The 24,427-nt window shown below is 71.4% G+C and carries 33 protein-coding genes; 30 read left to right on the top strand and 3 right to left on the bottom strand.

Features of this window, described 5'->3' with window-relative positions; all coding sequences use genetic code 11:
* Window positions 1-29 precede the first annotated feature (29 nt).
* The 23 genes from QMK30_RS32480 (at window position 30) to QMK30_RS32370 (ending at window position 12,976) form a co-directional block, all read left to right on the top strand.
* Window positions 30-257 carry a hypothetical protein gene (locus QMK30_RS32480; protein ID WP_283521913.1) on the top strand — a complete coding sequence of 76 codons (228 nt, stop codon included), beginning with the start codon at window positions 30-32 and terminating at the stop codon, window positions 255-257.
* Window positions 258-408: 151 nt separating this feature from the next.
* On the top strand, window positions 409-795 hold the full coding sequence (locus QMK30_RS32475; protein ID WP_283521912.1) for a hypothetical protein: 387 nt from the start codon (window positions 409-411) through the stop codon (window positions 793-795).
* A gap of 159 nt (window positions 796-954) precedes the next feature.
* Window positions 955-1,440 carry a hypothetical protein gene (locus tag QMK30_RS32470; protein WP_283521911.1) on the top strand — a complete coding sequence of 162 codons (486 nt, stop codon included), beginning with the start codon at window positions 955-957 and terminating at the stop codon, window positions 1,438-1,440.
* Window positions 1,441-1,522: 82 nt separating this feature from the next.
* Window positions 1,523-1,753: a hypothetical protein gene (locus QMK30_RS32465; protein ID WP_283521910.1), complete on the top strand. Its 231-nt coding sequence runs from the start codon at window positions 1,523-1,525 to the stop codon at window positions 1,751-1,753.
* 20 nt (window positions 1,754-1,773) lie between these two features.
* Window positions 1,774-2,079, top strand: a complete 306-nt coding sequence (locus tag QMK30_RS32460) for a hypothetical protein (RefSeq protein WP_283521909.1) — start codon at window positions 1,774-1,776, stop codon at window positions 2,077-2,079.
* Window positions 2,076-2,660: a hypothetical protein gene (locus QMK30_RS32455; protein WP_283521908.1), complete on the top strand. Its 585-nt coding sequence runs from the start codon at window positions 2,076-2,078 to the stop codon at window positions 2,658-2,660. The genes QMK30_RS32460 and QMK30_RS32455 overlap by 4 nt, the downstream gene beginning before the upstream one ends.
* Window positions 2,653-3,270: a hypothetical protein gene (locus tag QMK30_RS32450; RefSeq protein ID WP_283521907.1), complete on the top strand. Its 618-nt coding sequence runs from the start codon at window positions 2,653-2,655 to the stop codon at window positions 3,268-3,270. Before QMK30_RS32455 ends, QMK30_RS32450 begins: the two co-directional genes overlap by 8 nt.
* A complete protein-coding gene (locus QMK30_RS32445; protein WP_283521906.1) occupies window positions 3,267-3,869 on the top strand; it encodes a hypothetical protein in 603 nt (200 codons plus the stop codon). The genes QMK30_RS32450 and QMK30_RS32445 overlap by 4 nt, the downstream gene beginning before the upstream one ends.
* Window positions 3,869-4,393: a hypothetical protein gene (locus QMK30_RS32440; protein ID WP_283521905.1), complete on the top strand. Its 525-nt coding sequence runs from the start codon at window positions 3,869-3,871 to the stop codon at window positions 4,391-4,393. The genes QMK30_RS32445 and QMK30_RS32440 overlap by 1 nt, the downstream gene beginning before the upstream one ends.
* The gene (locus tag QMK30_RS32435; protein WP_283521904.1) at window positions 4,386-4,808 is read left to right on the top strand and encodes an ASCH domain-containing protein; all 423 of its coding nucleotides are present in this window, start codon (window positions 4,386-4,388) and stop codon (window positions 4,806-4,808) included. Before QMK30_RS32440 ends, QMK30_RS32435 begins: the two co-directional genes overlap by 8 nt.
* A complete protein-coding gene (locus tag QMK30_RS32430; protein ID WP_283521903.1) occupies window positions 4,805-5,557 on the top strand; it encodes a hypothetical protein in 753 nt (250 codons plus the stop codon). Before QMK30_RS32435 ends, QMK30_RS32430 begins: the two co-directional genes overlap by 4 nt.
* A 116-nt stretch (window positions 5,558-5,673) precedes the next feature.
* Window positions 5,674-6,777: a DUF5131 family protein gene (locus tag QMK30_RS32425; RefSeq protein WP_283521902.1), complete on the top strand. Its 1,104-nt coding sequence runs from the start codon at window positions 5,674-5,676 to the stop codon at window positions 6,775-6,777.
* Complete coding sequence (locus QMK30_RS32420; protein WP_283521901.1) at window positions 6,777-6,914, top strand: hypothetical protein; 138 nt, start codon at window positions 6,777-6,779, stop codon at window positions 6,912-6,914. Before QMK30_RS32425 ends, QMK30_RS32420 begins: the two co-directional genes overlap by 1 nt.
* Entirely contained in the window at window positions 6,911-7,456 is a 546-nt protein-coding gene (locus QMK30_RS32415; RefSeq protein WP_283521900.1) for a RusA family crossover junction endodeoxyribonuclease, read from the top strand. Before QMK30_RS32420 ends, QMK30_RS32415 begins: the two co-directional genes overlap by 4 nt.
* Window positions 7,453-8,376 (top strand): hypothetical protein, encoded by a 924-nt coding sequence (locus QMK30_RS32410; protein ID WP_283521899.1) that lies wholly within the window; start codon window positions 7,453-7,455, stop codon window positions 8,374-8,376. The genes QMK30_RS32415 and QMK30_RS32410 overlap by 4 nt, the downstream gene beginning before the upstream one ends.
* Before the next feature lie 156 nt (window positions 8,377-8,532).
* On the top strand, window positions 8,533-8,865 hold the full coding sequence (locus QMK30_RS32405) for a hypothetical protein (RefSeq protein ID WP_283521898.1): 333 nt from the start codon (window positions 8,533-8,535) through the stop codon (window positions 8,863-8,865).
* Window positions 8,862-9,818, top strand: coding sequence for a hypothetical protein (locus QMK30_RS32400; protein ID WP_283521897.1), 957 nt, complete (start codon window positions 8,862-8,864; stop codon window positions 9,816-9,818). Before QMK30_RS32405 ends, QMK30_RS32400 begins: the two co-directional genes overlap by 4 nt.
* A gap of 80 nt (window positions 9,819-9,898) precedes the next feature.
* Entirely contained in the window at window positions 9,899-10,195 is a 297-nt protein-coding gene (locus QMK30_RS32395; RefSeq protein WP_283521896.1) for a hypothetical protein, read from the top strand.
* Between the two features lie 103 nt (window positions 10,196-10,298).
* The gene (locus QMK30_RS32390; protein WP_283521895.1) at window positions 10,299-10,718 is read left to right on the top strand and encodes a hypothetical protein; all 420 of its coding nucleotides are present in this window, start codon (window positions 10,299-10,301) and stop codon (window positions 10,716-10,718) included.
* A gap of 66 nt (window positions 10,719-10,784) precedes the next feature.
* Window positions 10,785-11,249, top strand: coding sequence for a hypothetical protein (locus tag QMK30_RS32385; protein ID WP_283521894.1), 465 nt, complete (start codon window positions 10,785-10,787; stop codon window positions 11,247-11,249).
* A gap of 67 nt (window positions 11,250-11,316) precedes the next feature.
* On the top strand, window positions 11,317-11,973 hold the full coding sequence (locus QMK30_RS32380) for a hypothetical protein (protein ID WP_283521893.1): 657 nt from the start codon (window positions 11,317-11,319) through the stop codon (window positions 11,971-11,973).
* Window position 11,974: 1 nt separating this feature from the next.
* Entirely contained in the window at window positions 11,975-12,442 is a 468-nt protein-coding gene (locus QMK30_RS32375) for a hypothetical protein (protein ID WP_283521892.1), read from the top strand.
* Window positions 12,443-12,685: 243 nt separating this feature from the next.
* On the top strand, window positions 12,686-12,976 hold the full coding sequence (locus tag QMK30_RS32370) for a DUF6225 family protein (RefSeq protein WP_283521891.1): 291 nt from the start codon (window positions 12,686-12,688) through the stop codon (window positions 12,974-12,976).
* A gap of 14 nt (window positions 12,977-12,990) precedes the next feature.
* Here QMK30_RS32370 and QMK30_RS32365 read toward each other — a convergent pair whose 3' ends face one another.
* Window positions 12,991-13,998, bottom strand: a complete 1,008-nt coding sequence (locus QMK30_RS32365; protein ID WP_283521890.1) for a recombinase family protein — start codon at window positions 13,996-13,998, stop codon at window positions 12,991-12,993.
* Between the two features lie 232 nt (window positions 13,999-14,230).
* Here QMK30_RS32365 and QMK30_RS32360 point away from each other — a divergent pair, with 232 nt between their 5' ends.
* Window positions 14,231-14,653 carry a hypothetical protein gene (locus tag QMK30_RS32360; protein WP_283521889.1) on the top strand — a complete coding sequence of 141 codons (423 nt, stop codon included), beginning with the start codon at window positions 14,231-14,233 and terminating at the stop codon, window positions 14,651-14,653.
* A gap of 99 nt (window positions 14,654-14,752) precedes the next feature.
* Here QMK30_RS32360 and QMK30_RS32355 read toward each other — a convergent pair whose 3' ends face one another.
* Window positions 14,753-15,043, bottom strand: a complete 291-nt coding sequence (locus QMK30_RS32355) for a DUF6087 family protein (protein ID WP_283521888.1) — start codon at window positions 15,041-15,043, stop codon at window positions 14,753-14,755.
* A 12-nt stretch (window positions 15,044-15,055) separates the two neighbouring features.
* On the bottom strand, window positions 15,056-16,426 hold the full coding sequence (locus QMK30_RS32350; protein ID WP_283521887.1) for an NsdA family TPR-like regulatory protein: 1,371 nt from the start codon (window positions 16,424-16,426) through the stop codon (window positions 15,056-15,058).
* Window positions 16,427-16,580: 154 nt separating this feature from the next.
* On the opposite strand from QMK30_RS32350, the gene QMK30_RS32345 reads away from it, so the two are divergent.
* The 6 genes from QMK30_RS32345 (at window position 16,581) to QMK30_RS32320 (ending at window position 24,342) form a co-directional block, all read left to right on the top strand.
* Window positions 16,581-16,847 carry a putative ATP-grasp-modified RiPP gene (locus QMK30_RS32345; protein ID WP_283521886.1) on the top strand — a complete coding sequence of 89 codons (267 nt, stop codon included), beginning with the start codon at window positions 16,581-16,583 and terminating at the stop codon, window positions 16,845-16,847.
* 3 nt (window positions 16,848-16,850) lie between these two features.
* Entirely contained in the window at window positions 16,851-17,831 is a 981-nt protein-coding gene (gene tgmB, locus QMK30_RS32340; protein WP_283521885.1) for an ATP-grasp ribosomal peptide maturase, read from the top strand.
* The gene (gene tgmC / locus QMK30_RS32335; protein WP_283521884.1) at window positions 17,828-19,027 is read left to right on the top strand and encodes an ATP-grasp peptide maturase system methyltransferase; all 1,200 of its coding nucleotides are present in this window, start codon (window positions 17,828-17,830) and stop codon (window positions 19,025-19,027) included. The genes tgmB and tgmC overlap by 4 nt, the downstream gene beginning before the upstream one ends.
* A gap of 190 nt (window positions 19,028-19,217) precedes the next feature.
* Window positions 19,218-22,259, top strand: coding sequence for a Tn3 family transposase (locus QMK30_RS32330; protein WP_283521883.1), 3,042 nt, complete (start codon window positions 19,218-19,220; stop codon window positions 22,257-22,259).
* A gap of 34 nt (window positions 22,260-22,293) precedes the next feature.
* Window positions 22,294-23,790: a competence protein CoiA family protein gene (locus QMK30_RS32325; RefSeq protein WP_283521882.1), complete on the top strand. Its 1,497-nt coding sequence runs from the start codon at window positions 22,294-22,296 to the stop codon at window positions 23,788-23,790.
* A gap of 87 nt (window positions 23,791-23,877) precedes the next feature.
* On the top strand, window positions 23,878-24,342 hold the full coding sequence (locus tag QMK30_RS32320) for a hypothetical protein (protein WP_283521881.1): 465 nt from the start codon (window positions 23,878-23,880) through the stop codon (window positions 24,340-24,342).
* The last annotated feature ends 85 nt before the right edge of the window (window positions 24,343-24,427 follow it).

Here is a 24,427-nt window from a genome sequence, read left to right as displayed (position 1 = left end):
AACGGCGCGGCCCTGCCCGGGAACCGTGAATGCCTGCCCCATCTGTGACCGCCCCTGCCCCTGCCCGCCCTCCTGCCGATCTCGTCGACTTCGATACCGGCGCCCGGTTCCTGGCCAAGACCGGCCACCCGATCTCCAGCTCCACCCTGCGCCGGCTGGCGCGGGCGCAGAAGCTGACGATCTGGCGTCGCGGCCGCCGGCAACTGGTCTCCCTGTCCGACCTCCTGGTGGCCCACGGCGAATGGATCGCCGAGTAGCCGCAAGGCCGGCCCCACCGCACAGCCCCTCCCGCCGGGAGGGGCTTTTTCTATGCCCTCCCACCCCCGAACCCCTTGCATGTGTATTGGGTTTCGCCTAATGTCGGTGTTGCCGACGAAGAACCCGCCCGAACACACGAGGAGCCAGCGAATGGCTGCCATAGCCCCCGAACGCCTCATAACCGGCCTTCCCCGCGAGCGCCGCCTGCGCGACCTGAGCCAGGACCAGCAGGACCTGCACTGGGCCCTGATGGAACTCCTCGGCTGCGAGGGCGGCGCGGCCACCGACGACGGCGGCCTCACCGACGACGCCGAACGGCTGGCCATAGCCCAGGAGGCGGCCGCGAACGCCGGGATCGCCCTCCCTGCGGGCAGCGAGCTCGCCGAGTGCAACGACTGCGGCCTCCTCTTCGACGGGGCCCACGCACACGAGACCGAGGGCCTGGTGCGCTGCGACGAGCACCACCACGCCTGGGCGCTCGGACACGACGACAACTACGGGCGCGACGACACCACCTTCGAGTCCCGCTGGGACTAGCGCCCCCGAACTCCGGCCCGGCCGACCGGTCGTAGCCCCACCCCCCGGGGACTCCCGGGGCCGGGCCGGACCCAACGGGCCGGGTGCGAGGAGAGCTCCATCCCTCGCACCCGGCCGACCAAGCCCCTTTCGCACGCACCACGGCTGGAGAGACCCGCCATGCACGCGACGCCCACCACGACCGCCACCCTCCTGCGCGACGCCGCCTTCCACCTCAGCCAGTACGGCCTGCACCGTGAGCACGCCTTCGTCGGCCCGAACACCCGCGCTCACCTCGACCACGGCCCCCTCGACGTCTGCGCGGCCGTCTACCTGGCCGCCACCGCCAGCCCGCTGCCGCCCTTGTTCCACAGCGCCGACACCGCCGACGAGCAGGCCGCGATCGAGCTGATCAAGGCGCAGCCGCAGGCGATGGCCGCGATCCACGCCCTGTGGGACGGACTCGACTCCAAGATCACCGAGGCGGACGTCAGCGACGAACTCCCCACGGCGGACGGCCCGGACGAGTGGATCGACCGGGTCAGCTACTGGGCGGCGACGGCCCCGGTCAGCTGGGCGAAGCCGCCCACGCTGATCGAGGTGATGGGCCGCCTGATCCGCACGGCCGACGCCCTGGAGCAGCAGCACACCGCGCTTGCCGCGTGACGGTACGGCGGGCCCGCCCACGCGGGCCCGCCGTACCGCACGGGACCGACCTTCGCCCCTGAAGCCGACACAGGAGCAAGCCATGAGCACCACCGTCATCGCCCCGCCCGCAGCCCCGGCCGACCTCCCCGACCTGTACGAGCAGGGCATGGCCGAGGCCCTGCTCGACGCCGCCACCCAGCCGCTCGCGGTCACCGCCGGCCGCGCCCGCTGGGTCAACACGGCCGCCAACCCGATGTGGGCCGAGGGCTACCGCGACGGCCTGCTCATCGGCCACGCCTTCGAGACCTGCCGCTGCGGCGAACAGCACTGACGACAAGGAGAACTGCCCCGATGAAGATGACCCACCTGCTCGACGCGGTGCGCGGCGCCCTGGCACGGAAGGTGCCGCCGCTCACCTACGTCCCGCAGATCGAGCTCACCAGCGACACCACGTTCCGCATTGACCGGATCCAGGACTTCGACGGCTCCTACGCCGCCACCGTCAGCACGGGCGAACTGGTCGTTCTCGGCGACGCCACCCAGCTACGGCGCGCGGCCACCGAGCTGGAGCACGCCGCGCTGTGCATCGACTGGGCGAACGCCCTGGACGCCGACGGCCTCAGCACGCTCGACCTCACCGGAGGTGAGCAGACATGACGACGATCGCACTGGCCGCCCTCGACCCCGCACGCGGCGAGACGTACGAGATCGACAGCCGCGACGGCCACGGCTTCCGCCACGGCGTGGTCTCCGGACGCTTCGGCACCATCACCGGCGACCCGGTCGCCCTCAACGAGCTCGCCGCCGCCCTGACGAACGCGGCGCGCGGCGCGGTCTTCGCCCAGGCCCTGCGCGTCGACGAGCCGGGCCCCCTGCACCAGGAGCTGGAGCCGCTCAGTGGGGAACTCCCGCACGAGGCCGGCGACATAGAGCCCGCTGCCCTGGCCGTCGCCCGGGAGGCGAACTACGCCACGGTGTGGGTGTGGGCGAGCGCCGGCGAGGCATCGGTGCCCGTCGAGCCGGGCGACTGGACGGCCGACGAAGACGGCGCCGTCGCCCTGGTCGACGACTTCACCGAACTGCGCTTCACCCTCGACGGCGAGGTCCTCACGGCCCGCAGCCGCTGCGCCCACGACCAGATCCACGAGCACACCGTGGAGCACCCCCGCGACCTGGCGGCCGCGCAGAGCGAGGCCGGGCAGTGCGCCGGCCACCCGGGCGGTGAGCCCCGTGACTGACCTGCACACGCCCGGCACCACCGAGGCCGCAACCCAGAACGAGATCGACCAGCGCATGCGCCAGCAGTACCGGCCCGACGGCCGCGACGCGCTCCAGGCGACCCTGGCGGAAGTCCTGCTGCAGGTCGACCCCGACTGGCTGGAGCAGCGCTTCGGCCCCCACCCGGAGCCCGGGGACCTCGCCCGCCTCCTCGCGCTGGCCCTCCGCCGCGAGGCCCTGCTGGAAGGGGAGGCCAGGATCCGCGTCATGGCCGCGATCGCCGAGGAGCGCTCCGGCTGGCCCGGCTCCCTCGAAGCGATGACCGCCGGGGCCGACCTGCTGCGCGACATGCCGCGCACGGACCCGCCGACCGGCGAAAACGCCCCACCACCCCTGAAGCCCGAGCCGCTCGCGCTCGCGTGGACCGGCCTGGTCACCACCGTGCACACCGACGCCTCCGCCATCGTCGACTGCACGACGAGCGACGGCCGCCCGGCCCAGTTGCACCTGGACGAGGAACACGCCGAGGCCCTTGGCGGCATGCTCACCGACCCGCCGGAGGCCGGCTGGGACGACGACGAGGACGAGACGCCCGGGACCGACACCGCAAGGGAGCACCCCGCGCCATGACCGAACTCACCCAGGCCGAACGGGACCGCCGCATCACCCAGGCGCAACGGGCCATCGAGGACGCCCTCAGTGTCACCTGGAAGCACTGGCGGCGCCCCGGCCGGCGGCCCAACTTCAGCCGGGCCGCCCTGATCGCCGTCGACAGCCTCGGCGACGTCGCCGCGGAGATCCTCGCCGACGGGACCATGCTCCGCTCGCTCACCACCGAGAACGGCGTCCTCACCCTCGACCTCGAGGCGTCCAAGGACATCGTCCGCATCTTCGTCGCCACGATGCACGGCATGCTCGACGGCCACGGTGCGGAGAACTACCTCGAGACCGAGGCCACCGTCCTCCCCACGCTGTCCCTCGACCTGCGCGACGGCGACTTCCCGGACCAGACGTACACCGTGACCATCCAGCGCCGCGACCGGCCCACCGCCCACGACCTGCGCCAGGCCGCCGAGGCACGCCTCGCCGCGGTCCTCGCCGAGTGCGACGCCATCGAGGCCCAGAACCACGGGCAGCACGACGAGGACGCCGACGGAGCCCGCGACGCCATCCGCAGTATCCGCATCGCGGCGGGGGAGACCCTTGCGGCCCCGGCGGGGGGAGCGTGATGGAAGCGCTGCCCTGCCTGGGCCACCAGGACCTCTACGACGCGCTGTTCGACGACGCGGCCCCCGAGCAGCGGGAGCCCGCTCACCGCCGGGCGGTGGCCCTGTGCGGCGCCTGCCCCCAGCCGTGCGACCAGCAGGTCACCGCGGCCAGCGCGCCGCGCACCGTCGAACTGCTCTCCGCAGGATGGCTGCCGGCCGCCGCCGAGGGACGCACCCTCTACACCGGGAAGGAGCGGTGGCACGGGACCGCGGCCGGCGTCACGACGTACGGCTGCCGCTGCACCCGCTGCGAGCAGGCCCACGAGGCCCACCTCGCCCGGCACCGCGACCGGGCGCTGGGACAGGGCATCCGTACCGGCGCCTCCTACGTTCCCGTCGCGGACCGCGTCGACCACTGGGCGGCGTGGGCGGCCGAACTCGCCGACGGCGGCACCGGCCACGCCGCCATCGCCGATCAACTCCTGGTCACCGAGGACACCGTCCGCCTGCTGCTCGCCCACCGACAGGAGCACGCTCGTGCCTGAGACCCAGCTCCCGCCGGTGCGGGGCCTGACCGTCAAGCAGCCCTGGGCGTGGGCGATCACGACCGGGAAGAACGTCGAGAACCGCAGCTGGAAGGTGCCCGAGAAGTACATCGGAGCGACGCTCCTGGTGCACGCGGGCCTGCAACCGGCGCCCGGCGCCTTCCAGGACGAACGGATCCTCGCCCTGCCGGCGATGCCCGAAGTGCTCGCCGCCGGCGCGGTCCTGGCGGTCGCCCGGCTGGCCGGCTGCCACCGTGAAGAAGACGGCTGCTGCGCCCCCTGGGGCGACGCGGACGCCTTCCATTGGCAGCTCGAGGACGTACGCCCCCTGCCCGAGCCCTTGCAGTACACCGGGGCGTTGTCGCTGTGGACCCCCTCGCCCGCCCTGCTGCAGAAAGTGCAGGCCGTCCGATGACCGCGCACGTCGTCCAGTTCAGCGGCGGGATCGGCTCCTTCTGCGCCGCCGTCCGCGTCGCCGAGAAGCACGGCACCGACCAGATGGTGCTCCTGATCGCGGACACCGGGATCGAGGACGAGGACCTGTGGAGGTTCGCGGACGACACCAGCAAGCTGCTGGGCGTCCCGCTGACCAAGGTCAGCGACGGCCGCACTCCGTGGGAGGTCTTCCACGCCAAGCGGTTCCTCGGCAACGACCGGCTCGCCCCGTGCACCCGGACCCTCAAGCAGGTGCCGTGCCGCCGGTGGATGAGCGAGAACACCGACCCGGCCGACACAGTGGCGTACATCGGCATCGAGAACAGCAAGCGCGACCGGGCCCGCATCCCCGCCATCGCCCGCAACTGGAAGCCGTGGCGCACCCAGTTCCCGCTGTGCGCCAAGCGGGAGCCCGCCCGCACCAAGGCCCAGCTCCTCGAAGAGGCGCGCGCCCTGGGCATCGAGCCGCCGCGGCTGTACGAGCTGGGCTTCGAGCACAACAACTGCGGCGGCACCTGCGTACGCGCGGGCCAAAAGCAGTGGAAGCACACGCTGGACGTCCTGCCCGACCGGTTCGCCCGCGCCGAGGCCGAGGAGGAGAGCCTGCGCGCGCTGCTGGGCGACGTCTCCATCCTGCGCCAACGACGCAAGGGCACCGGCTACCCGCTGCCGCTCGCCGAACTGCGCCGCCGGCACCACGCGGCACCGCCGATCCCCCTCGCCCCGTGACCGGGGCCGCGCGGCGCCGGGCCGCCCTGCCCGCTCCGCGCGACGACCGCACCACCGCCTGCTCTCCGCTCTCCCTGTCCGCCCGCCCGGCCACTTCCACGACAAGGAGGCCACTCGTGGCCACACGCACCAGCATCGAATGGACCGACGTGACCTGGTCGCCGATCATCGGCTGCACCCGCGTCTCCCGGGGCTGCGACGGCTGTTACGCGATCACCTCGGCGCGCATCCGCTCCTTCAACCCCAACGAGAAGATCGCCGCGGCGTACGCCGGCACCACCTCCAACACCGACCGCATCGACTGGACGGGCAAGGTCAACCTGCTCGAGGACCGGCTCCTGCAGCCGCTGAGCGGCAAGGGCCTGTGGCGCAAGCCCTGCCGGGTGTTCGTCAACTCCCAGTCCGACCTCTTCCACGAGGCGGTCCCCGAGGAGTTCATCGCCCGCATCTTCGCGGTGATGGCCTGCACGCCCCAGCACACGTACCAGGTGCTGACCAAACGGCACGGACGGATGCGCGCCCTGCTCAACTCGCAGGAGTTCGTGGCCGCGGTCCACACCGAGACCTACGTGCTGAACCGCGACGCCGCGCTGGGCAGCAAGCAGCAGTGGCCGCTGCCCAACGTCTGGATGGGCGTGTCCGTCGAGGACCAGCGCACCGCGAACACCCGCGTCCCCGCCCTGCTGCGCACGCCGGCCGCGCGGCGCTTCATCTCCGCCGAGCCGCTGCTCGGTCCGGTCGACCTGACCCGCATTCCCTTCCGGGGCGACACCGAGTACGTCGTGGACGCCCTCGCCGGCCGGTACGGGCTGCGGGAGCCGCGGGAGTTGTTCTGCTTCGGAATGGCCGACCTCGGGGTGATCGACTGGGTGATCGCCGGAGGGGAGAGCGGCCCCAAGTCCCGCCCGATGCACCCGGCGTGGGCCCGGTCCCTGCGCGACCAGTGCGGCAAGAGCCGGCGGGGTGTCCCCTTCCTGTTCAAACAGTGGGGCGAGTACCGGCCGTACTGGGCGCCCGAGACCGACGGCCGCCCCTGCCCCGAACCGGTCCTGTACGTCAACGCCGAGACCGGCGAGGCGCTGGTGGAGGCCGAGGTGCCCGACACCGGCAGCTGGCAGGGCGTGCACCGCCTCGGCAAGAAGAAGGCCGGCAACGAACTCGACGGCCGCACCTGGCTGCAGGTGCCCGCCCTCACGACCACGAACGGGGAGTCCCGCTGATGACGAACGCCCACGAGCCGCTGACGGCCGGCCTGCTGCGCGCCGCGGGCCACGTCGGCGACGGTGCGCTCCTAGACGCGCTCACCGCGGCGATCGCCGGGGCGTCCGCCGAGTTCCTGGAGCGGACCAGCCGATGATCGAGACCATCACCGCCCCTACGACGCCGCCGGCGACCCTGGTCCTCGAGATCACGGTGATCGGGACGCCCGCCGGCCAGGGCGCCCTCTCGAACAAGGGCGGCGGCCGCATGGTGCACAGCAACCATGACGCCCTCATTCCGTGGCGAACCGCGATCACCCAGGCGGCCACCCGGGCCCTGGGCACCCACCAGCGGGTGCGGGTGAAGAAGCAGCCCAACTGCCGTCGTTGCGGCAAGCCGAACCGCACGCACGGCGTGATCTCTGGTCCGGTTGCCGTGCAGATGGTGGTCACCATGGAGCGGAGCGAGGCCGCGGCGAAGCGCGGCGACCTCTGGCCGGCCAACCGCACCACAGGCGACAGCGACCACCACGCCCGCGCCGTTCTGGACGCGCTGTGCAACGGCTCGGTCTACCCCGACGACGGGCAGGTCGTCGTGCTCGAAACCCAGAAGGTCTTTTCCATCACGCCGGTCGCGGACACTCTGCCGAGGCCGGGCGCCGTCATCCGGGTCTACAAGATCGGGGTTCCCGCAGTATGACCACCACGCTCGCTCCGCCCAGTGCGGAGGCACAGTGTGCTCAGGCCGACCCGATCGTGGAGGCGCGCAAACGGTGGGCGGCTCGTCGCCGGCGGCTGATCGGGTACGGGCAGTGGCAGCCCTTCGTGGACGCTCCGCCGGTCAGGGCCCACGTGCAGGCGATCCTGGGCGCGGGGATGTCGCTGGGCGCGCTGACCGAGCGGCTCGGCCTGGCCGAGAGCGTCTTCGACTACCTGTTGTACGGCGACAGCGACCACGAACCCGGTGAGCAGGTACGCCGGGAACCGGCGGAAGCCGTGATGGCCTACTGGCCGACGCTCGGCGACTTTCCCGACTGCGCACGGATCGACCCGACGGGCACCCGCCGGCGGGTCGAGGCTCTGGGTGCGCTGGGCTGGCCCCGCCAGGCGATGGCGGACGCCCTCGGCCATCACAAGAACCGCTTCTACACCGCGCTGGCCAGCGAACGCGTGAGTGCGCGGTTCGCCCGCAAGGTGGCGGACCTGTACGACCGGTGGTGGGACCAGAAGCCGGCGGACCACGGTGTCGCGGCGTGGGTGGCGGAGCGGGCCCGGAGGGTGGCTGCGGAACAGCAGTGGCCGTCGCCCCTGGCGTGGGACGACGCGTCCCTCGACGACCCTTCGGCGGTGCCGGTCTGGGACGCGGTGGTGCCCGCTGCCGAGGGCGGTGACGTGGCGACCCGGTGGCTCATGGGCGAGAGCGTCGTGCTCCATGCAGCGGCCCGGCGCGAGGTGATCGCCTACCTCATGGAGTGGTCGCCGAGGTCGCCGGCGGAGATTGCCGGGCAGCTGGAGATGACTCCGGAGGCGGTGTCGCGGCAGTGGGAGCGCATCAAGGCACGGGCCCGGGTGACCGGGGAGCGGGTGCCGGCCCGGCGCCTGGTGCTCGCCGGGGTGTGAGCGCGCCCCTCAACTTTCGTGCGGTCGGGCCCGGTTCCTTCGGTGGAGCCGGGCCCGACCGCTATGTCGATCACGTCACGCATGTTCCGTGTGTATTGGGTTTCGCGTAGAATGGGGATTGCCGACAAAGAGCCCCCTCCCCTTGAGGAGCAGCCCATGTCCCAGCCCAGTGAAGCCAGCCGACCCGCCGACTACGCCGCCCTGCTCATCCGCGAGGCGTTCCGCCGCGGCGGTCACGTCCCGAAGCTGTCCGCCGACCAGGTCGCCGCCGTCGCGCAGGCCCTGGGCCTGGAGCCGCCCGCCAACGAGGACGTCTTCGACGCCGTGGTGGGAGCCGTCACCGAGCCGGTGCGCTGGGAGGACTGCAACCAGGACGTCGCCAACGCCGTCTTCGGCGCCGCCGACAGCCTGATGCCCTTCGCCGTCGAAGGCGCGCCGGGCAAGCGCAGCGTCCTGATGGTTCCCGTCGTCCTGGAAGACGAGTCGTGAGCTCCGCGCCGGCCACCTCCTCCGCTGCGGCGGTGGAGGTGGCCTTCACGCCCGCCCTCCCGGCCGGGCAGCCGAAGAAGCCCGGCACCGGCTTCCTGCAGCGGGGCGGTCTGGTCGTCCACACCGGATGGTCCCTCCCGCTGCCGCCCGAGGAGCAGCTCCTGCGCCAGTACCCGGCCTGGGAGGACTCCCAGTGCTGGGGCGTCTCCACGCCGGACGGGCGCCGCGCCACCCGCTTCAAGTACCTCACCCGCGAGCGGGCCGAGAAGGTGGCGGCCGCCGTCGCGGCCGCCGTGCCCGGCGGGGCGTGGCCGGCCGACGCGGACGTGGCCGGCGACCTGCTCGGCCTGGCGCTCGAGGCGTCCAGCGGCCCGCGGATGCTGCCGCTGGAGCGGGGCGGCAAGCCGGACTGGGGCTACGGGTGCGTGAACACGTACTGGACCATGCCCGACACCCGGGCCGCGTACGAGCGGATGATCGCCGCCCACGGGGGAGCGGCCCCCAAGTCCTGCCGCACCTGCGCCGGCGTCAAGAAGCGCTGGGCCAAGGAGGGCTGGGTCGTGCGCACCGGGCACTGGCCGCGCTGGAACCCCGGCGAGGCGCACGCGCGGGGCCGGGAGTGCCGGGCGCACTGCCCGTGCATGGCCTGCATCGGCCCGGTCGTCATCGGCACGCTGGGCACCGTCTTCGACGACGCCGGCCGCCCCGTCCCCGGCAGCATCGCCTCGCACACTGGTGCCGTCCTGCCCGATGCCGCCCACCGGGACGTGCCGTACGGCGAGCGGGGCACGGCGTGGTTCCGCCTGATGCTCGAGGAGGGCGGCTGCGTGGTCATGGACAACCGGCCCTGCGAGGGGCTGTGGCCGCGCGGGGTGCGCCACGACGACGCGTTCTTCTGCGAGACCGGAGATACCGGCTACGCCCTCCCCGAGCCCCCTGCAACGCCCGCCTGATCAGGGGTTATTGGCCCCGGAAAGATGGCCGCCCCCCTCGTTTCTATTGCCTGTGTATTGGGTTTCGCGTAATGTCTTCAGTGCCGACAGAGAGCCACGCGAACAACGAGGAGCAGGCCATGCCCTACGAGATCCGACTCACCGACACCAACGGCTACACGGTCCCCACGGCGGTCCGCTACCTGGTCCCCGACGACCAGCGCACGGCCACCGAGAAGGAACTGCGGGGCCTGGCCACCGAGGACGCCGAGCAGCAGCGCACGGTCCTCCTGACCAACGCCAAGAGGTTCACCGGAGTCAGCGCCCAGAACGCGCGGACGGCGGCGGCCCGGATCCGGGCCACGGACTACAAGGTCACCGCCACCCCGGTGGGCTGACCCCCCGAGGCCGGGCCTACGGGCCCGGCCCCCGGGACCCGCTCCCCACGCACCGGCTTCCTTTCGGCACCCCAACCGCCCCACCAGCAAGGAGAACCCCGCCATGGCGACTCTTTCCGACGCCCGATCTGTCTACGGCAAGGGCACCCCCGGCCCGACCTGCAAGCGCCACAACCAAATCCGCAAGGCCACCGCCGTCGCCTTCGAGCTCTTCGGCGAGTTCGGCACCGACCTCAACCTCAGCCTCATCAATCGGCTCACCCAGGCCGACATGGCGGCCGCCGCCGCCCGCGCCGGGGTCAACCCGCCCACCACGGTCGACACCCGCAACGCGATCAAGCTCCTGCTGCGCTTCTACCTGACCCTCGGACGGCTCGACCTCAGCGGCCAGAACACGATGCAGGTCGCCGACCAGAGCCTCCAGGAGGCGCTGGCCGAGGTCCTCGGCGCGGACCGGCCGACCACCGCCGTCAACCCGCTGGGCCTGACGGTCCTCCTGCTGCCCATCGATCGCCAGCTGTGACAACCCGGGGGCCGGACGCCACGCGCCCGGCCCCCGGACCACGCCCCGAACGGAGCACCCGACCCCATGAGCACCGAAATCCCCGGCTTCATGATCCGAGACCGGGAGAGCGGGCTGCACCGGTACATCGACCCCGGACGGCCGGCCATGCCGGACCCCGACGGGTGCGGCTGGTGCGACGTCGCCGCCCGCGAGCACCGCGAGGACCGGTGGCACCCGCTGGCCGGGACGCACCCCTGGACCCCGCCGACCGACCGGCAGCGCCTCGAGCGGATGTCCGCCCGCCGCGCCGCCCGCCGCCAGCAGGCCCTGGCCGCCGAGACCTTCGGCTACCACACGCGCCCGATGATCATCGGAACCGGCGACGACCTCGAGATGTGGTGCGGCGACTGCCGCCACCCCGACTGCCCGCGCTTCGAGCGCATCTCCGAGCGGGCCGTGACCCGCTTCCGCCGCCGCATCAACGAGCGCATCGAGCAGTACGGGCTCGTCGACTTCAGCGGCGGCTGCGCCGAAGACCCGCCGTTCTGACCGCGCCCCACCCACCCGGCCGGGCCCCTACCCGGGCCCGGCCGCTCCTCCCGGAAGGCACTCGCCCATGACGCACACCTCGCCCTCGACGCAGCCCGCCGAACCGACGACCGACCTGCTGACGGACACCGGCCGCCGGTACGCCGTGGCGCAGCGCGTCCTGGCCGACGTGGCCGGCCTCGCCCAGAACGCGGCGGACGAGGACTTCCTCCTCACCCCCGACGAAGTGGCCGCCGCGCTGACGCCGTTCACCGCGCTCGAGGCCGCCGCCCCGGCGGCCGCGCCCGCCCTGCGGGAGCAGGCGATCCGCGAGCGCCTCGACGCGGCGAGCGAGGGGCCGTGGTTCGTCTCGGACTGCGAGGGACGGCTGCAGGTGTGGCGCGAAGGAGCCCTCGAGCACGTCGTACGCGACGAGTCGGGCACCATCACCGGCTGGTCCACGCCCTTCTCCTGGACGGACGGCGATCTCCTGCACGAGGTCGACCTGGAGACCTGGGACGAGGGCTCGGACCCGGACGAGGACCTCGAGCGCGCGAACGCCCGCCTCATGGGCCACGCCCCCCAGGACCTGGAGTACCTCCTCGACGAGACGACCCTCCTGCGCCGCCTGCTCGCCGAGACGGTCGACGCGTACAACGCGCTGGCCGCCCGCAAGCAGCGCACCGAACAGCAGCTCCAGCAGCTCCGCACGGAGTCCGGCCACAGCCCCGGCGAGGTGATCTGACATGAAGGTCGCGCAACTGCCGCGCAGGCCGACCGACGAGGAGCGGCCCGAGCCGCCCGCCCGGGCGCAGGCCGTGGAAGCGATGCTGTTCGCCGCCCAGCGCATGCACCTGCCGCTCTCCACCCGGCAGGCCGCCACGCTCCTGAAGGTCGCCGAGCAGAAGCTGCACCCGCCGGTCGAAACGCAGACCCCGGCCAGCGACCGAAGCGACTGGCCGCACGGCACCATCGCGGGCTACAAGCGGCACCTGCGGTCCGACGAACGGGCCTGCCCCGCGTGCCGCGAGGCGTGCCGGCTGCACTCCGCCGAGCGGCGCCAGCGCCAGGGCGGCCGGGAGCTGCAGCCCTGCGGCACCCTCGCCGCCTACCACCGCCACCTTCGCCGGTTCGAGGACCCCTGCGAGCCGTGCAAGACCGCCAAGCGCGAGTACCACCGCGACTACAAGGCCCGCCAGCGCAACGCGGCCTGAAACTCCGTCTACCCGAGACTCAACCCGGGGTGCCGTTAACGAACGGCGAACCAGGTGACAAGTAACCCGCCAGTAGCTTTCGCAACGAAGGCGCCTCTTCGCGGCGGGTGCAATTGGCGTCGGTAGGACCAACGGAACAGCCATTAGCGCTAGGCACTTGATCATGGTCTTGCGGTCTCGGAACATCCGTGTCGGATCATGCGCTAAGCCTTCGGTGGCTGCCTCTCTGCGAGTCTGTTGACCATGGTCTACCGCTATGAGCACACGCCGCCGGAGCCGCTGACTGTCGGCCGTCTCCTCCTTCTCCTCGCGGGGCTGGACGACTCGACACCGATCGAGGTCGTGGTGCCCACAGGGCCGAGTACCGAGTGCGGGATCGGTGACGGGCCGCCGCTGATCCTGACCGGTGGCTCCGGGGACTGGACCGTCGACATGGGGACCGGCCGGCCGCACCTCACCCTGAACGCGGACTACCCCGCCGGACGCTACGTACGTCTGGACGACGGACGCCACGTGCCCGATCTCAGCCGGTAGCACGCGGGCGGGCCCTACCGCCGCTCGGCGTTGGGGTGCGGCTGGGCCTGGAGCCGTTCGCGCAGGTCGATCTCCTCGGCGGTGAGCGGCTCTCCGGGCCGGCGGATACGGGCGGCCTTGGGCCGCAGCGGCAGGCCGTCGTCCACCGAGGCGGCCTCGGCTTCGGCGAGCGCCCGGTAGAGCGAGGCGACCGAGGGGTTCGTACCCGCGTTCTTCCCGACCTTGATGGTGAGCTTTTTCGCGATGTCGGGGACGGGGATGCCTTTGTCCTTGAGCGCGACGGCGAAGGTCAGCATGTCGTCATCGATGACCTTGGGGCGTCCGCCGTGGTTGCCCTTGGACGCGGCGATGACCTGGCCTTCGAGGGTCTTTTCCCGGATGTAGTTGCGGTCGAGTTGGGCGCCGACGGCGAGGACGGCGAAGAACATGGCACCCATGCCGTTGGGGTCGTAGATCCCGGTGAGCGGGCCGGTGAGGAGTTCGAGCTGGATGCCGCCGGCCTGGAGCCCGGCGGACAGGGTCATCAGTTCGGCCGCGTTCCTGGCCAGACGTTTCATCTCGTGGACGGTGAGGATGACGGACGTCTGGGGCGCGGCTTCCTTGAACTGGTGGGCCAGCGCGAGCGCCTTCTCCAGCTCGGGCCGCACCTTGACGCGGGTGCTGATCTGTTCCTTGAAGATCTTGTGGCACTCGGCCCGGTGGAGGGCTTCGAGCTGGCTCGCCAGCTCCTGGCGGGCGGTGGACGTCCTTGCGTACCCAATTCTGATCGGTTGCTCGGTGCGGGGCGCGGGCACGATCGCGAGCGCTGGGCCCTGCTTCCATGCGCGGCCCGGGTGCCGGTCGGCGGGGACGAGGATCTCCAGTTCCTCGCGGAGCGCGGGGACGAGGACGAAGCGGGGGGTGTGGTACTTCGCGGCGGTCTTCCCGCCGCGGGTGCGGCAGGCGCTGCCGGCGGGCGCGTCACATTTCGCGCAGTCGTGACGTTCTACCGCGATTGCTGCCTGATCGGGTGTGAGATCCATGCGGGAAGTCTCTCAGAAGTGCCTCGCACAACGTGCGGGTTTTGAGGGGACTTTTGCGAGTGGCGACCTGCGGAAACGTGATCACTCGGGGGCCGTTCTCAGAACTCTCACAGATGGTCATTTGTGAGAATGACACTGCGTTACAGCGGCTACGGACAGACACGATGCGCGTCGCGGGCAACTTCGCATGAGACTCGGCCGGAAGTCCGCGCCGCCGTCGTACGGTGGTGCGATGTTCTCCAGCTATCACCGAACGAAGGGCGGCGCCGCACTGCTCGGCGTCCGGGCGGCCGGCGAGGTCGGCCCTTTCGGACCGTACGGAGCGATGAGCGACGCTGGAGGCATGGAGATCGAGATCCTGGTCGTGCCCGACTGCCCGAACGGGCGGCCCGCGGCTGAGCGGTTGCGGCTGGTGCTGGACTGCACCGGGCGGGGTAACACCGGTCTCGCCATCCGCGTCGTCGCCGACCAGGCCGAGGCCGAGCGGCTCGGCTTCACCGGCTCACCGACCATCCTCTTCGACGGGCGCGATCCGTTCGCCGAGCCCGGCCGCGTACCCGGGCTCACCTGCCGGGCGTACCGGACTCCGGGCGGCCTCGCGGGCGTTCCCACCCTGGACCAGCTCCGGCAGGCTCTCCAGGCCGCTGCGGAGTAGAGCCGGGGCGGGGACCGTCACAGCCTTTGCCTTCCCGCCCCGGAGATCAGTTCGACGGCTGACGCTACAGCTGCCGTCGTGGGGCCTGTGCAGTGGCGTCTACTCGTCTGCGGTCTCGGTACCTGGGGATTCGGTCACCCACTGCTGTGCGGCAGCCAGGGTCGGCGCGGTGCCCGTCATCTCGTATGAGAAGCCGTTCCAGGTGATCAGGGCCCGTGCCTCGTCGGGCTGCACGTGGCTGCCGCCGCCGTGCAGCGGCCGGTGCTTGCGCCAGATGTCCATCGGCGGGCGTCGCCGCTTGTTGTACGCGGCGAGCGGGTCGTCGGCAGCGACCGGCGGCACCGCGCGGGACGGCTGGTTGGGTGGTCCGGGTCGGGAGTGCTTGCCCATGCCTCGATGGTCTCAGGCGGCGATCGTGGTCGGCCGGGCGGCGGCGAGATCCCGCGCCCGCGTGCGTACGTCGTCGACCGCGGTGGTCTCGTACGGGCGGGCGGCGTCCAGCAGTGAGTTGAGCCGGGAGGCCACGAGGGTGGAGTCGAGGCGGGCGGCGTCGTCGAGCGCCTGGTGGGCCGCGGCGGCGCCGCGCTCGGCTTCGCCCTCGTCGAACAGGGCGGCGGCCAGGCCGACGCGGTCCATGACCTTCACCCGGTCGAACCCGGGCTTGCGCAGGGCGAGCGCGTCCTGGAAGTGGATGCTCGCGGGCCGGCGGTCGCGGCCGAGTCCGGCAAGGTCACGGGCTGAGACCGCGCGGGCGCCTGAGTGCTCGGCCGCGTCGAAGTACGCCACCCAGTCGGGGACGTCGTCGCAGAGCCCCTCCGCCAGGAGCTCGTCGGCCACGCCGAGGTGCGTCTGTGCGCGGTGTCCGTTGCCGAGGGCCGCGTGCACCCGGCCGGTCTGCGAGGCGACCAGCGCCCGGGTCGCGGGCATCTTCGCCTTCTTCGCGGCGACGCCGAGGAGACCGAGGGCGTCGGCCGGATGGCCTAGGTAGATCATCTGGTGCGACATGCGGGTGACGATCTCCACCCCGCGATCCCGCTGCCCGGCCTCACTCGCGGCATAAATCCCGTAACTCCAGAACCGTTGTGCCACGGGGTATCGGCCTGCGTCGTGGCTGACCCACCCGGCCAGGGCCGCCAGGTCGGCGGTCGCCGCGAAGACCCGGGTCTTCAGGGACGGCGGGATGCCGTCCTGGATGCGGCGGGCGACCTCGGCGAGCTGGGCGACGATCGCCGAGCGGTACAGGCCGCCGCCCTTGGAGGCGTCGGCCTGGGTGAAGAAGGCGGTCACCTCTTCCAGTGCGGTCACGGTGTCCGCGTCGAAGCCCTTCGCCCGGGTGTTCAGGGCTCGGGCGGTGGAGCCGAGCATCCGCTCGGCGGCGAGGATCAGCGGGGCGCCGAGGGCGAGCTTGAGGGTGTCGCGGCGGTTCATGAACAGGTCCATCTGCGTCCATCCGGCCAGGGCCTGGGCGGCTGCCTCGGTCAGCAGCGGGAGCTGGATGCTATCCAGCTCCGGACCGGCGGCCGTCAGTCCGAGATCACCGGGAGTGAGCGGCTGCCCGACCATGTCGGAGAGAACTTCCGCGAGCAGGGCGGGCACCGGCGGGCGGGGCTTCTCGCCGTCGATCCAGCGGCGAACGCGGGTTGCGTCGGGTGCGATCTGGCGGTGACCTCGGGCTTTGGCCGCAGCGGCGATGCGCCGGGCGATCTCTCCGTGGGACAGGCCCGTCGCCGCGATCCACAGCTCCAGGTGTGCATTGCCGGATCTGCTGGCCATCGCTGCCTCGCCTTCCCCGCCTGCGAATACAGAGCGTGGCATTTCCGCCACGCTTCGCGACCTCTACGGTACTGGTCAGGGTGGGTGCGGGGCACCGATTCTTCTCAGGCGGCAGTCGCTCGGCTGACGTTCGGTACAGGGGAAGGGATTTCGCATGACGATGCTTGCACCCCAGGTTCCGTGGGCGATGCGGCTGGTCACCGACCGGCTGCCCATCGGCCCGCCGCCGTGCGCGGCGGTGACGCTGGATGCGTCCACGCAGATGGCCCGCTACACCGACACCGCCGGCCAGGTCGTCGCGATGGGCAAGCACGGTACGTCGAAGACGACCGGCACCGCGTCGATGTCCGGGGGCGGCGACGGGCAGAACCCGCAGCCGCAGACCCAGGACGACAACACCACCGACTACGAGTCGGACTGACCGATGACCTCCACTGTCCTGGTCGTCACCGCGCTGGAGGACTTCACGGCGGACAAGGTGATCGCCGCGCTGAACGAGCGCGACGTGCCCGTCGTACGCCTCGACCCCGCCGACATCGGGCCTGGCCTGGCCTTCGGGTTCCGTATCGGCGAGGACAGTCCGGCGTGGGGCGGGCGGCTGCGTACCGGCAGCCGGGAGGTGGAGCTGGGGGAGGTGGCGGCGGTGTACTACCGCCGCCCCACCCCCTATACCGCCCGGTTCGGGCATCTGCCGCCCCAGCAGCGGGACTTCTGCGTCGCCGAAGCCCGGCACGGGCTCGGCGGTGTCCTGAACCACCTGCACGGCGCGGCGTACGTGAACCATCCCGCCGCCGTGACCGCCGCGGACTTCAAGCCCGCCGAGCTCCAGCGCTTCGCCGAGCTCGGCCTGACGATCCCGCCGACCCTGGTCACCAACGACATTGAGGCCGTGCACAAGTTCGCCGCCGAGCACGGGCACATCATCTACAAGCCCTTCCGCGGCCTGCCGGCGGGCGAGGACGGGCACGCGGGGGCGATCTGGGCCCAGCGTGTGAACCCCGACAGCTTCGACGACTCCCTCGCGGTGACCGCGCACCTCTTCCAGGCCGAGATCCCCAAGACCGGCGACGTACGGGTCACCGTGGTCGGGCAGAAGGTGTTCGCCCAGCAGATCGCCGCCCCGGACGGTGCGCTGGACTGGCGCCGCGGGGACTGGGACGAGCTGATCCACGCCCCCATCACCGTCCCGGCCCCCGTCGAGGCCGCACTGCACAGCTACCTGGCCTCGTTCAGCCTGGTCTTCGGCTGCTTCGACTTCGCCCTGACCGGCGACGGCGACGATCCCGGGCACTGGACCGCGATCGAGTGCAACCCGAACGGACAGTGGGGCTGGCTCCCGGACGCCGAGCAGATCACCGAGGCGTTCGCCGACATCTTGAGCAGAAATGGAGGCGGCAGGCCATGACCATGCCCGCCGACTGTGAGACCGACGCCGCAGCGCTGCGCGCAACGATGGCGAAGACCCTCGCCAAGGACGCCGTCCTTGGCGATCCGGCCTGGCGGGCGGCCATCGAGGCGGTGCCCCGGCACCGGTTCGTGCCCGGCTTCTACCTCCCCGCCGAGGAGCGCGACGAGATGGGGCTGACGGTGTGGGAGCCGGTCACCGCCGAGCTCGACTACGGCCGGTGGCTGGCCGCGGCATACTCCGACACCACCCTGATCACGCAGTTCGACGGCGACGAGATCGACTGGAAGAACCCGGTCGTGCGGCACGGCGGGGCCCCGACTTCCTCCTCCACACTGCCCTCGCTCGTGCTGCGGATGTGGGCTGATGCCGACCTCCACGAAGGGCACACGGTGCTGGAGATCGGCACCGGGACCGGCTACTCGACCGCGCTGGCCTGTGAACGGCTCGGCTCCGCCGACATCACCTCCATCGAGGTCGACGGCCGCCGGCTGGAGCAGGCCGCGAGCGCGCTCCACGGTTGCGGGTACACGCCGACCCTGGCGGTGGCGGACGGCCTGTACGGGTACTGGCCCGAGGCCCACTTCGACCGGATCGTGGCCGCCTGCTCCTTCCGCGCCGTGCCGCCCGCGCTGCTCGCGCAGGCCCGGCCGGGCGGGAAGATCCTGCTCACCCTGTCGGGCTGGCTCTACGGCTACGCCCGCGTCCTGCTCACCGTCGACGCCAACGGCACCGCCGAGGGCCGGCTGCTGGGCGGCACGGTCTCCTTCATGTCGGCCCGCACCCACGCGGCGCCGGTGTTCGGGAATCCCGCCCACTGGGCCGCGGGCCTCCCGGACAAACCGCGAGCCTCCCGGCAGAACCCGGAGCGGATCACCGCCGCGACCGACGAAGCGTTCCACCTGCGCTTCCTGGCCCAGAGCGCGGTGCCCGACGCACAGATGGTGACCGTCGGCGAGACCGTGCACCTGGTCGACGTCGTCACCGGCTCCGCCGCCACCCTCACCCCCACGGACGGCGGTTGGCAGGTACGCGAGGGCGGCCCGGTGAAACTGTGGGGACGCATCGAGCGCGTCCTGGACGCCTACGACGCGGCCGGCGCCCCGGGCCCGGAGACCTTCACCCTGCACGTCTACGACGGTGGCCAGCACCTACGCCACCCGCAGCTGCCCGGCCTGCCGCTGCCCCGGCCCTGACGAGGCCCGTACGCCCCCCGCGGGGAGAGTGACGGCCCCGCCGGGGGCGCTGGCAGTTCGGCGGTGTCTCTACCAGGTCCGCCCGCCCGGCCGGGCTGCTTCACCGATATCCGCGGCCGCCCTGCGTCGGCGGCTCTACCGTCCAGCCCCGAGGGCTGATCACGTGGGGGCGGGCGAAAGGGGCCATGCGGTGGGGCGGGATCTGGGTCTGGACGGGGTGGTGGACCACTTCACCCTGGGCAGCGACGAGGCGGGCTGGTTACGGAACAAGGCGGGGGCCACGAGGCTGGGCTTCAGCGTTCAGCTCAAGTTCCTGACCTGGCGCGGGCGGTTTCCCCGGGCACGGCATGAACTCCCCGCCGACGCGGTCGAGCACCTCGCGAAGCAGACCGGGGTGCCGGCCTCGGAGCTGGCGTTCTACGACTTCACCTCCCGGGCCGCGAAGCGGCACCGCAGTGAGATCCGGGATGCGACCGGCTGGCACGAATGCAGCCAGACCGACACCACCAAGACCGTCTCGCACCTGGTGGATGCGATCTGGCACGACGAGCGGCGCGATGAACAGGTCCGCATCGAGCTGTACCGGTTCATGCGGGCCGAACTGATCGAGCCTCCGACCGCGGATCAGATCACGGCGATCCTCAAGTCCGCGCTGCACCAGGCCGACGAGCGGGCCGTCGCAGAGGTCGCCCACCGCCTGGCACGGGTCGAGGGGTGTCCGCAGCGGCTCGACGCGCTGGTCTTTACCGACCTGCCCGGCGACACCACAACCGAGGCCGAGGGCGAGGACGCCGGCGACACCGCGGACGGCGAGGAGGCCGACGGTGAGGCGGTCCTCTCGCAGATCAAGGCCCATCCCGGCAATGTCAGCCTCAACTCGCTGCTGGAGGAGATCACCAAACTCAAGCAGGTCGGTGCCGTCGACGTCCCGGCCGACGCCTTCACCGGGATCGGCGTGCGGGTCGTCAACGCCTGGCGGGCGCGGGCCTCGGCGTCCTCCCCGAGCCATCTGCGCCGCTTCGACGCCCCCGTTCGCCACGTCCTGCTCGCGGCGCTGCTGTTCCAGCGGCAGCGGGAGATCACCGACACGCTGGTGGAGCTGCTGAACTCCACCGTGCACCGGATCAACGCGCGGGCGGAGAAGAAGGTGACCGAGGCGTTCGTCGCGGAGTTCACCAAGGTCCGCGGCAAGGCCGGGCTGCTCGGGAAGATCGCCGCCGCGTCCCTCGGCGCCCCCGACGGCTCGGTCAAGGAGGTCATCTACCCGGCCGCCGGCGGGGAGAAGACCCTGAAAGACCTGGTCGCCGAGCTGAAGGCCACCAACGCGGAGTTCGCCCGCAACAAGCGGGAGGTGTTCAAGTCCTCCTACAGCAACCACTACCGCAGCGGGCTGATGAAGCTCCTCGGCGTGCTGGAGTTCCACTCCTCCAATCACCGGCACAAGCCCGTCATCGACGCCCTGAAGCTGATCGAGCGGCACAAGGACTCCTCCACCACCTACCTGCCGCTCGGCGAGACCATCCCGCTGGACGGCGTGGTGCGCAAGGACTGGATGGAGTTCGCGATCTTCACCCCCGACAAGGGGCCCAAGCGCGTCATGCGCACGGTCTACGAGGCGTGCGTCTTCCAGGCCCTGCGCGAGAGGCTGCGCTGCAAGGAGATCTGGGTGACCGGCGCCGACAAGTGGCGCAACCCCGACGACGACCTGCCCGACGACTTCGAGATGAGGCGCGCGGAGTACTACGAGAAGCTGAACAAGCCGCGCGACGGGAAGGTCTTCACCGCCCAGCTCCAGAGCGAGATGCGCGCCGAGCTCGGCGCCCTGGACACCAAACTCCCGAAACTGCCGTGGGTGACGATCAGCGGCAAGAACCGCAACGGGGCGATCAAGTTCACCGACCCCGAGCCACAGAAAGAACCCGTCAACCTGCGCAAGCTCAAGAAAGCGATCCGCAAGAAATGGGGCACCGTCGCCCTGATCGACATCCTCAAAGAGGCCGCCCTGCGCACCGGGATGCTCAAGGCCCTCGCCCCGGTCGGCACGAGGGAGTCGATCGACGAGGCGAAGCTGCTGGAACGCCTGCTTTTGATCGCGTACGCGTACGGCACGAACTCCGGGATCAGCTCGGTCGCCGCCGGCCCCCACGGGCACAGCGAGGAAGACCTGCGCTACACCGCCCGCCGCTACCTGACCGCCGTCGGCCTCAAGGCCGCCGGCGTCGAGATCGCCAATGCCACCTTCGCGGCCCGCTCCGAGACCGTGTGGGGCCAGGGCACCACCACCGTCGCCTCCGACTCCACGCACTTCAAAGCCTGGGACCGCAACATCTTCACCGAATGGCACTCCCGCTACGGGGGCCGCGGCGTGCTCGTGTACTGGCACATCGAGAAAGGCTCGATGGCCATTCACAGCCAGCTTCTGAACTGCACCGCCTCCGAGGTCGCCGCCGCCATCGAGGGCATGATGCGGCACGCCACCACCATGCAGGCCGAGGGCAACTACGTCGACTCGCACGGCCAGTCGGAAATCGGCTTCGGGCTGACCAGGCTCCTGGGCTACGACCTGCTGCCGCGCATCAAGCAGATCAACAAGGTCAAGCTCTACCGGCCCGGCCGCGAGGACGAGGACACCTACGACAACCTCGCCGACGCGATGACCCGCCCGATCCGCTGGGACGTCATCGAGAACAACTACGACCAGCTCATCAAGTACGCCACCGCGATCCGGGTCGGCACCGCCTCCACCGAGGCCATCCTGCGGCGCTTCACCCGCACCGCCTCCCACCCCGTCTACCAGGCCATGCTCGAAGTCGGGCGGGCGCAGAAGACCATCTTCGTCGCCCGCTACCTGCGCGACCGTGACCTCCAGCGCGAGATCCAGGAGGGCCTCAACGTCGTCGAGGGCTGGAACGGAGCCAACGACATCATCTTCTTCGGCAAGAGCGGCGAACTCTCCTCCAACCGCCGTGACCAGCAAGAACTCTCAGTACTGGCTCTCCATCTGCTCCAGACCGCGCTCGTCTTCGTCAACACCCTGATGATCCAGGACATGCTCGCCGACCCTGAGTGGGCGAACCTCCTGACCGAGGAGGACAAACGCGCCCTGACCCCGCTGTTCTGGATGCATATCCAGCCCTACGGCGAGGTGCGGCTGAACATGGGCAGCCGCCTCCAGCTCGCCCACCCCCTGCCCCAGGACCCCGCACCCGAGCCGGAGACGGCCGCAGCCTGATGCACTGTCAGTGCCCCACGCCACACTGACCTCCTTGCCGACCAGCAGGGGGGCCAGCGTGGCGTTCAGGGCCGTACACCAGCAGTGGGGAACCGTCTTCGCGCACCTGCCCGACCTCGGATGCGGGCAGAGCTGGGAAACGGTGTGGAAGGCCCGGCCACCCGCGCCGATCACCTGCGACGAGTGCCGCCACCCGATGCACGCGAAGACCTCCCGCACTGGCTTACGGTTCTTCGCCCACGCCCCCGGCGCCCCCACCTGCGCGCTCGGCCTGGAATCTGTCGCCCACCACCTCCTCAAGCTCGAACTCGCCGGAGCCGCCCGCGACGCCGGCGCCCATGCCGAACTCGAAGTCCCCGGCCCCGGCGGCACCTGGCGGGCCGACGTCCTGGCCACCGACCCCGCCGGGGCCTGGAAGACTGCCCTCGAAGCACAGCTCGCCCCGATCACCGGCGCCGACATCACCGCCCGCACCGATCGGATGCGGGCCGACGGCGTCACCTCGATCTGGTTCAGCGACCGGCCCCGCCCACCGTGGCTCGGCACCGTCCCCTCCGTACGGCTCACCACCGAGAACGCCGACCAGGGGCCGGCTGTCGCCGAGGGTCTGGTGAAGTTCTCCGGCTCGCTGTGGAAACCGGCCCCGCAGGTGGCCGTCGCCGACTTCCTGCACTGGGTGTTCACCGGCAAGGTCATCCCGCACACCCCACGCGCCCGCCTGGCGTACCCGCTCCGCCAGCTCCCGCAGGTCTTCACGGCCCCGCAGTACATCAAGGCCGAGGACGCCTACCTCGTTGAGGATGAACGCCGAACGCGCATCCGCGAAGCCCATCTGGCCACGCTACGGGCGGCCCAGGAGAAGAAGCGGGACGAGATCCGCGCCAAGAACGCCATCTCCCGCGCGAAGGCCCTGGACGCAGCGACTGAGGCCGAGCAAGCAGCCCGCGCCGCCCAGACCGGGCGGCTGCGGGAGGTCGCGACCCGCTTCCGTCCCGGCATAGGCCAAGCCCTCGCGAAGCTCGCCGATGAGCACGACGTCACCGCGACGGTGGGCTGGAGCACCGGTGATCCCCGGTACGCCGGCGGCGTACCCCTCGTCGACGAGGCCGGTGTCACGGCCGCCGTCTTCGACCCGGACCCGGGACGGGTCCGAGGAGGCGCCTTTCGGCTCCTGGCCGGGCTCCTCCTGATCTTCCCCAGCCAGACCAGCAAGCGGCGGTTCGAGAAGGCCACGAAGCGGACCAAGTACAAGCCGATCGACGGCTACCGGACCGACTTCGTCGACAGCCCGCCTTCCGGCCCCGCCAGCTCTCGCACGCGCGCGTCCAGTCCCCGCGCGTGCACCTGCACCACCCCGCAGCTCGTCGCGCGAATCCAGAACGCCGAGTACCCCGCCGAACCGAGCGACCAGATGGGCCCCGCCGCCGCACTCTTCCGAGCTGTGTGCCGGGCGTGCGGCGGCAAGTACGAGAAACCATGGCGCCGTACCGGCAGCACACCCCTCAACCAGACAATGCGCCCAGAGCAGTGAGAACCACCCAGGAAGCTACCGGCGGGTTACTTGTCACCTGGTTCGCCGTTCGTTAACGGCACCCCAACCCCCAGGGAGAACAACGCCATGAACACCGCCCGCCGCACGTCCGTCACGACCGCAGCCCTGCGTTTCCCCTCCTGCTACGCCGCGCTGACCGCGGCCCACGAGGGAGCCGACCACCTCGTGCAGCGCGATTCGCACGCGGTGACCAAGGGCCTGCCCGGCTCGGAGGGCCGTCGTGCCTGTGCTCGACATGTCGCCGAGTACACGGCCGTCCAGGCGGCCGCACTCCTGTTCGCCGACCGCGGCCTGGGGCTGCGCCTGAACTGGCGGTACGCGGCCGCCGGCCTGGCGCTGTCGGCAGGCACCCATTACCTCGCCGACCGGTCCGGTGGACGGTGGGGCGAGAACCCCGAGACCCAGGAGACCACCGGGATGGTGCGGCTCGCTCACCAGCTGGGCAAGGGCAACTGGATGCTCCGGGACCCGCAGGCCGGCTACCGATATGACCTTCTCTGCACTAACGCTGCTGCTGGCGGTGCCCGATGACGAGCATTGAGCAGGTCGCAACTCTCGCGACGTTCGGAGCTGTGTGGGCGGTGCTCGCCGTCGGTCACAATCTCGCGGACCATGT

Source organism: Streptomyces sp. H27-C3, from assembly GCF_030063415.1.
Lineage (GTDB): Bacteria > Actinomycetota > Actinomycetes > Streptomycetales > Streptomycetaceae > Streptomyces.
Note: the sequence above shows the minus strand (reverse complement) of the source record. Positions and strands in the feature narration are given on the sequence as shown.

What these genes read in the sequence shown, in the direction of transcription:
- tgmC (WP_283521884.1), top strand. Translation starts at nt 17,828, where the DNA reads ATGACCATGCCCGCCGACTGTGAGACCGACGCCGCAGCGCTGCGCGCA.
- QMK30_RS32360 (WP_283521889.1), top strand. Translation starts at nt 14,231, where the DNA reads ATGTTCTCCAGCTATCACCGAACGAAGGGCGGCGCCGCACTGCTCGGC.
- QMK30_RS32470 (WP_283521911.1), top strand. Translation starts at nt 955, where the DNA reads ATGCACGCGACGCCCACCACGACCGCCACCCTCCTGCGCGACGCCGCC.
- QMK30_RS32320 (WP_283521881.1), top strand. Translation starts at nt 23,878, where the DNA reads ATGAACACCGCCCGCCGCACGTCCGTCACGACCGCAGCCCTGCGTTTC.
- QMK30_RS32420 (WP_283521901.1), top strand. Translation starts at nt 6,777, where the DNA reads ATGACGAACGCCCACGAGCCGCTGACGGCCGGCCTGCTGCGCGCCGCG.
- tgmB (WP_283521885.1), top strand. Translation starts at nt 16,851, where the DNA reads ATGACCTCCACTGTCCTGGTCGTCACCGCGCTGGAGGACTTCACGGCG.
- QMK30_RS32375 (WP_283521892.1), top strand. Translation starts at nt 11,975, where the DNA reads ATGAAGGTCGCGCAACTGCCGCGCAGGCCGACCGACGAGGAGCGGCCC.
- QMK30_RS32405 (WP_283521898.1), top strand. Translation starts at nt 8,533, where the DNA reads ATGTCCCAGCCCAGTGAAGCCAGCCGACCCGCCGACTACGCCGCCCTG.
- QMK30_RS32475 (WP_283521912.1), top strand. Translation starts at nt 409, where the DNA reads ATGGCTGCCATAGCCCCCGAACGCCTCATAACCGGCCTTCCCCGCGAG.
- QMK30_RS32440 (WP_283521905.1), top strand. Translation starts at nt 3,869, where the DNA reads ATGGAAGCGCTGCCCTGCCTGGGCCACCAGGACCTCTACGACGCGCTG.
- QMK30_RS32365 (WP_283521890.1), bottom strand. Translation starts at nt 13,998, where the DNA reads ATGGATCTCACACCCGATCAGGCAGCAATCGCGGTAGAACGTCACGAC.
- QMK30_RS32480 (WP_283521913.1), top strand. Translation starts at nt 30, where the DNA reads ATGCCTGCCCCATCTGTGACCGCCCCTGCCCCTGCCCGCCCTCCTGCC.
- QMK30_RS32370 (WP_283521891.1), top strand. Translation starts at nt 12,686, where the DNA reads ATGGTCTACCGCTATGAGCACACGCCGCCGGAGCCGCTGACTGTCGGC.
- QMK30_RS32355 (WP_283521888.1), bottom strand. Translation starts at nt 15,043, where the DNA reads ATGGGCAAGCACTCCCGACCCGGACCACCCAACCAGCCGTCCCGCGCG.
- QMK30_RS32380 (WP_283521893.1), top strand. Translation starts at nt 11,317, where the DNA reads ATGACGCACACCTCGCCCTCGACGCAGCCCGCCGAACCGACGACCGAC.
- QMK30_RS32410 (WP_283521899.1), top strand. Translation starts at nt 7,453, where the DNA reads ATGACCACCACGCTCGCTCCGCCCAGTGCGGAGGCACAGTGTGCTCAG.
- QMK30_RS32350 (WP_283521887.1), bottom strand. Translation starts at nt 16,426, where the DNA reads ATGGCCAGCAGATCCGGCAATGCACACCTGGAGCTGTGGATCGCGGCG.
- QMK30_RS32430 (WP_283521903.1), top strand. Translation starts at nt 4,805, where the DNA reads ATGACCGCGCACGTCGTCCAGTTCAGCGGCGGGATCGGCTCCTTCTGC.
- QMK30_RS32445 (WP_283521906.1), top strand. Translation starts at nt 3,267, where the DNA reads ATGACCGAACTCACCCAGGCCGAACGGGACCGCCGCATCACCCAGGCG.
- QMK30_RS32465 (WP_283521910.1), top strand. Translation starts at nt 1,523, where the DNA reads ATGAGCACCACCGTCATCGCCCCGCCCGCAGCCCCGGCCGACCTCCCC.
- QMK30_RS32455 (WP_283521908.1), top strand. Translation starts at nt 2,076, where the DNA reads ATGACGACGATCGCACTGGCCGCCCTCGACCCCGCACGCGGCGAGACG.
- QMK30_RS32460 (WP_283521909.1), top strand. Translation starts at nt 1,774, where the DNA reads ATGAAGATGACCCACCTGCTCGACGCGGTGCGCGGCGCCCTGGCACGG.
- QMK30_RS32385 (WP_283521894.1), top strand. Translation starts at nt 10,785, where the DNA reads ATGAGCACCGAAATCCCCGGCTTCATGATCCGAGACCGGGAGAGCGGG.
- QMK30_RS32415 (WP_283521900.1), top strand. Translation starts at nt 6,911, where the DNA reads ATGATCGAGACCATCACCGCCCCTACGACGCCGCCGGCGACCCTGGTC.
- QMK30_RS32390 (WP_283521895.1), top strand. Translation starts at nt 10,299, where the DNA reads ATGGCGACTCTTTCCGACGCCCGATCTGTCTACGGCAAGGGCACCCCC.
- QMK30_RS32345 (WP_283521886.1), top strand. Translation starts at nt 16,581, where the DNA reads ATGACGATGCTTGCACCCCAGGTTCCGTGGGCGATGCGGCTGGTCACC.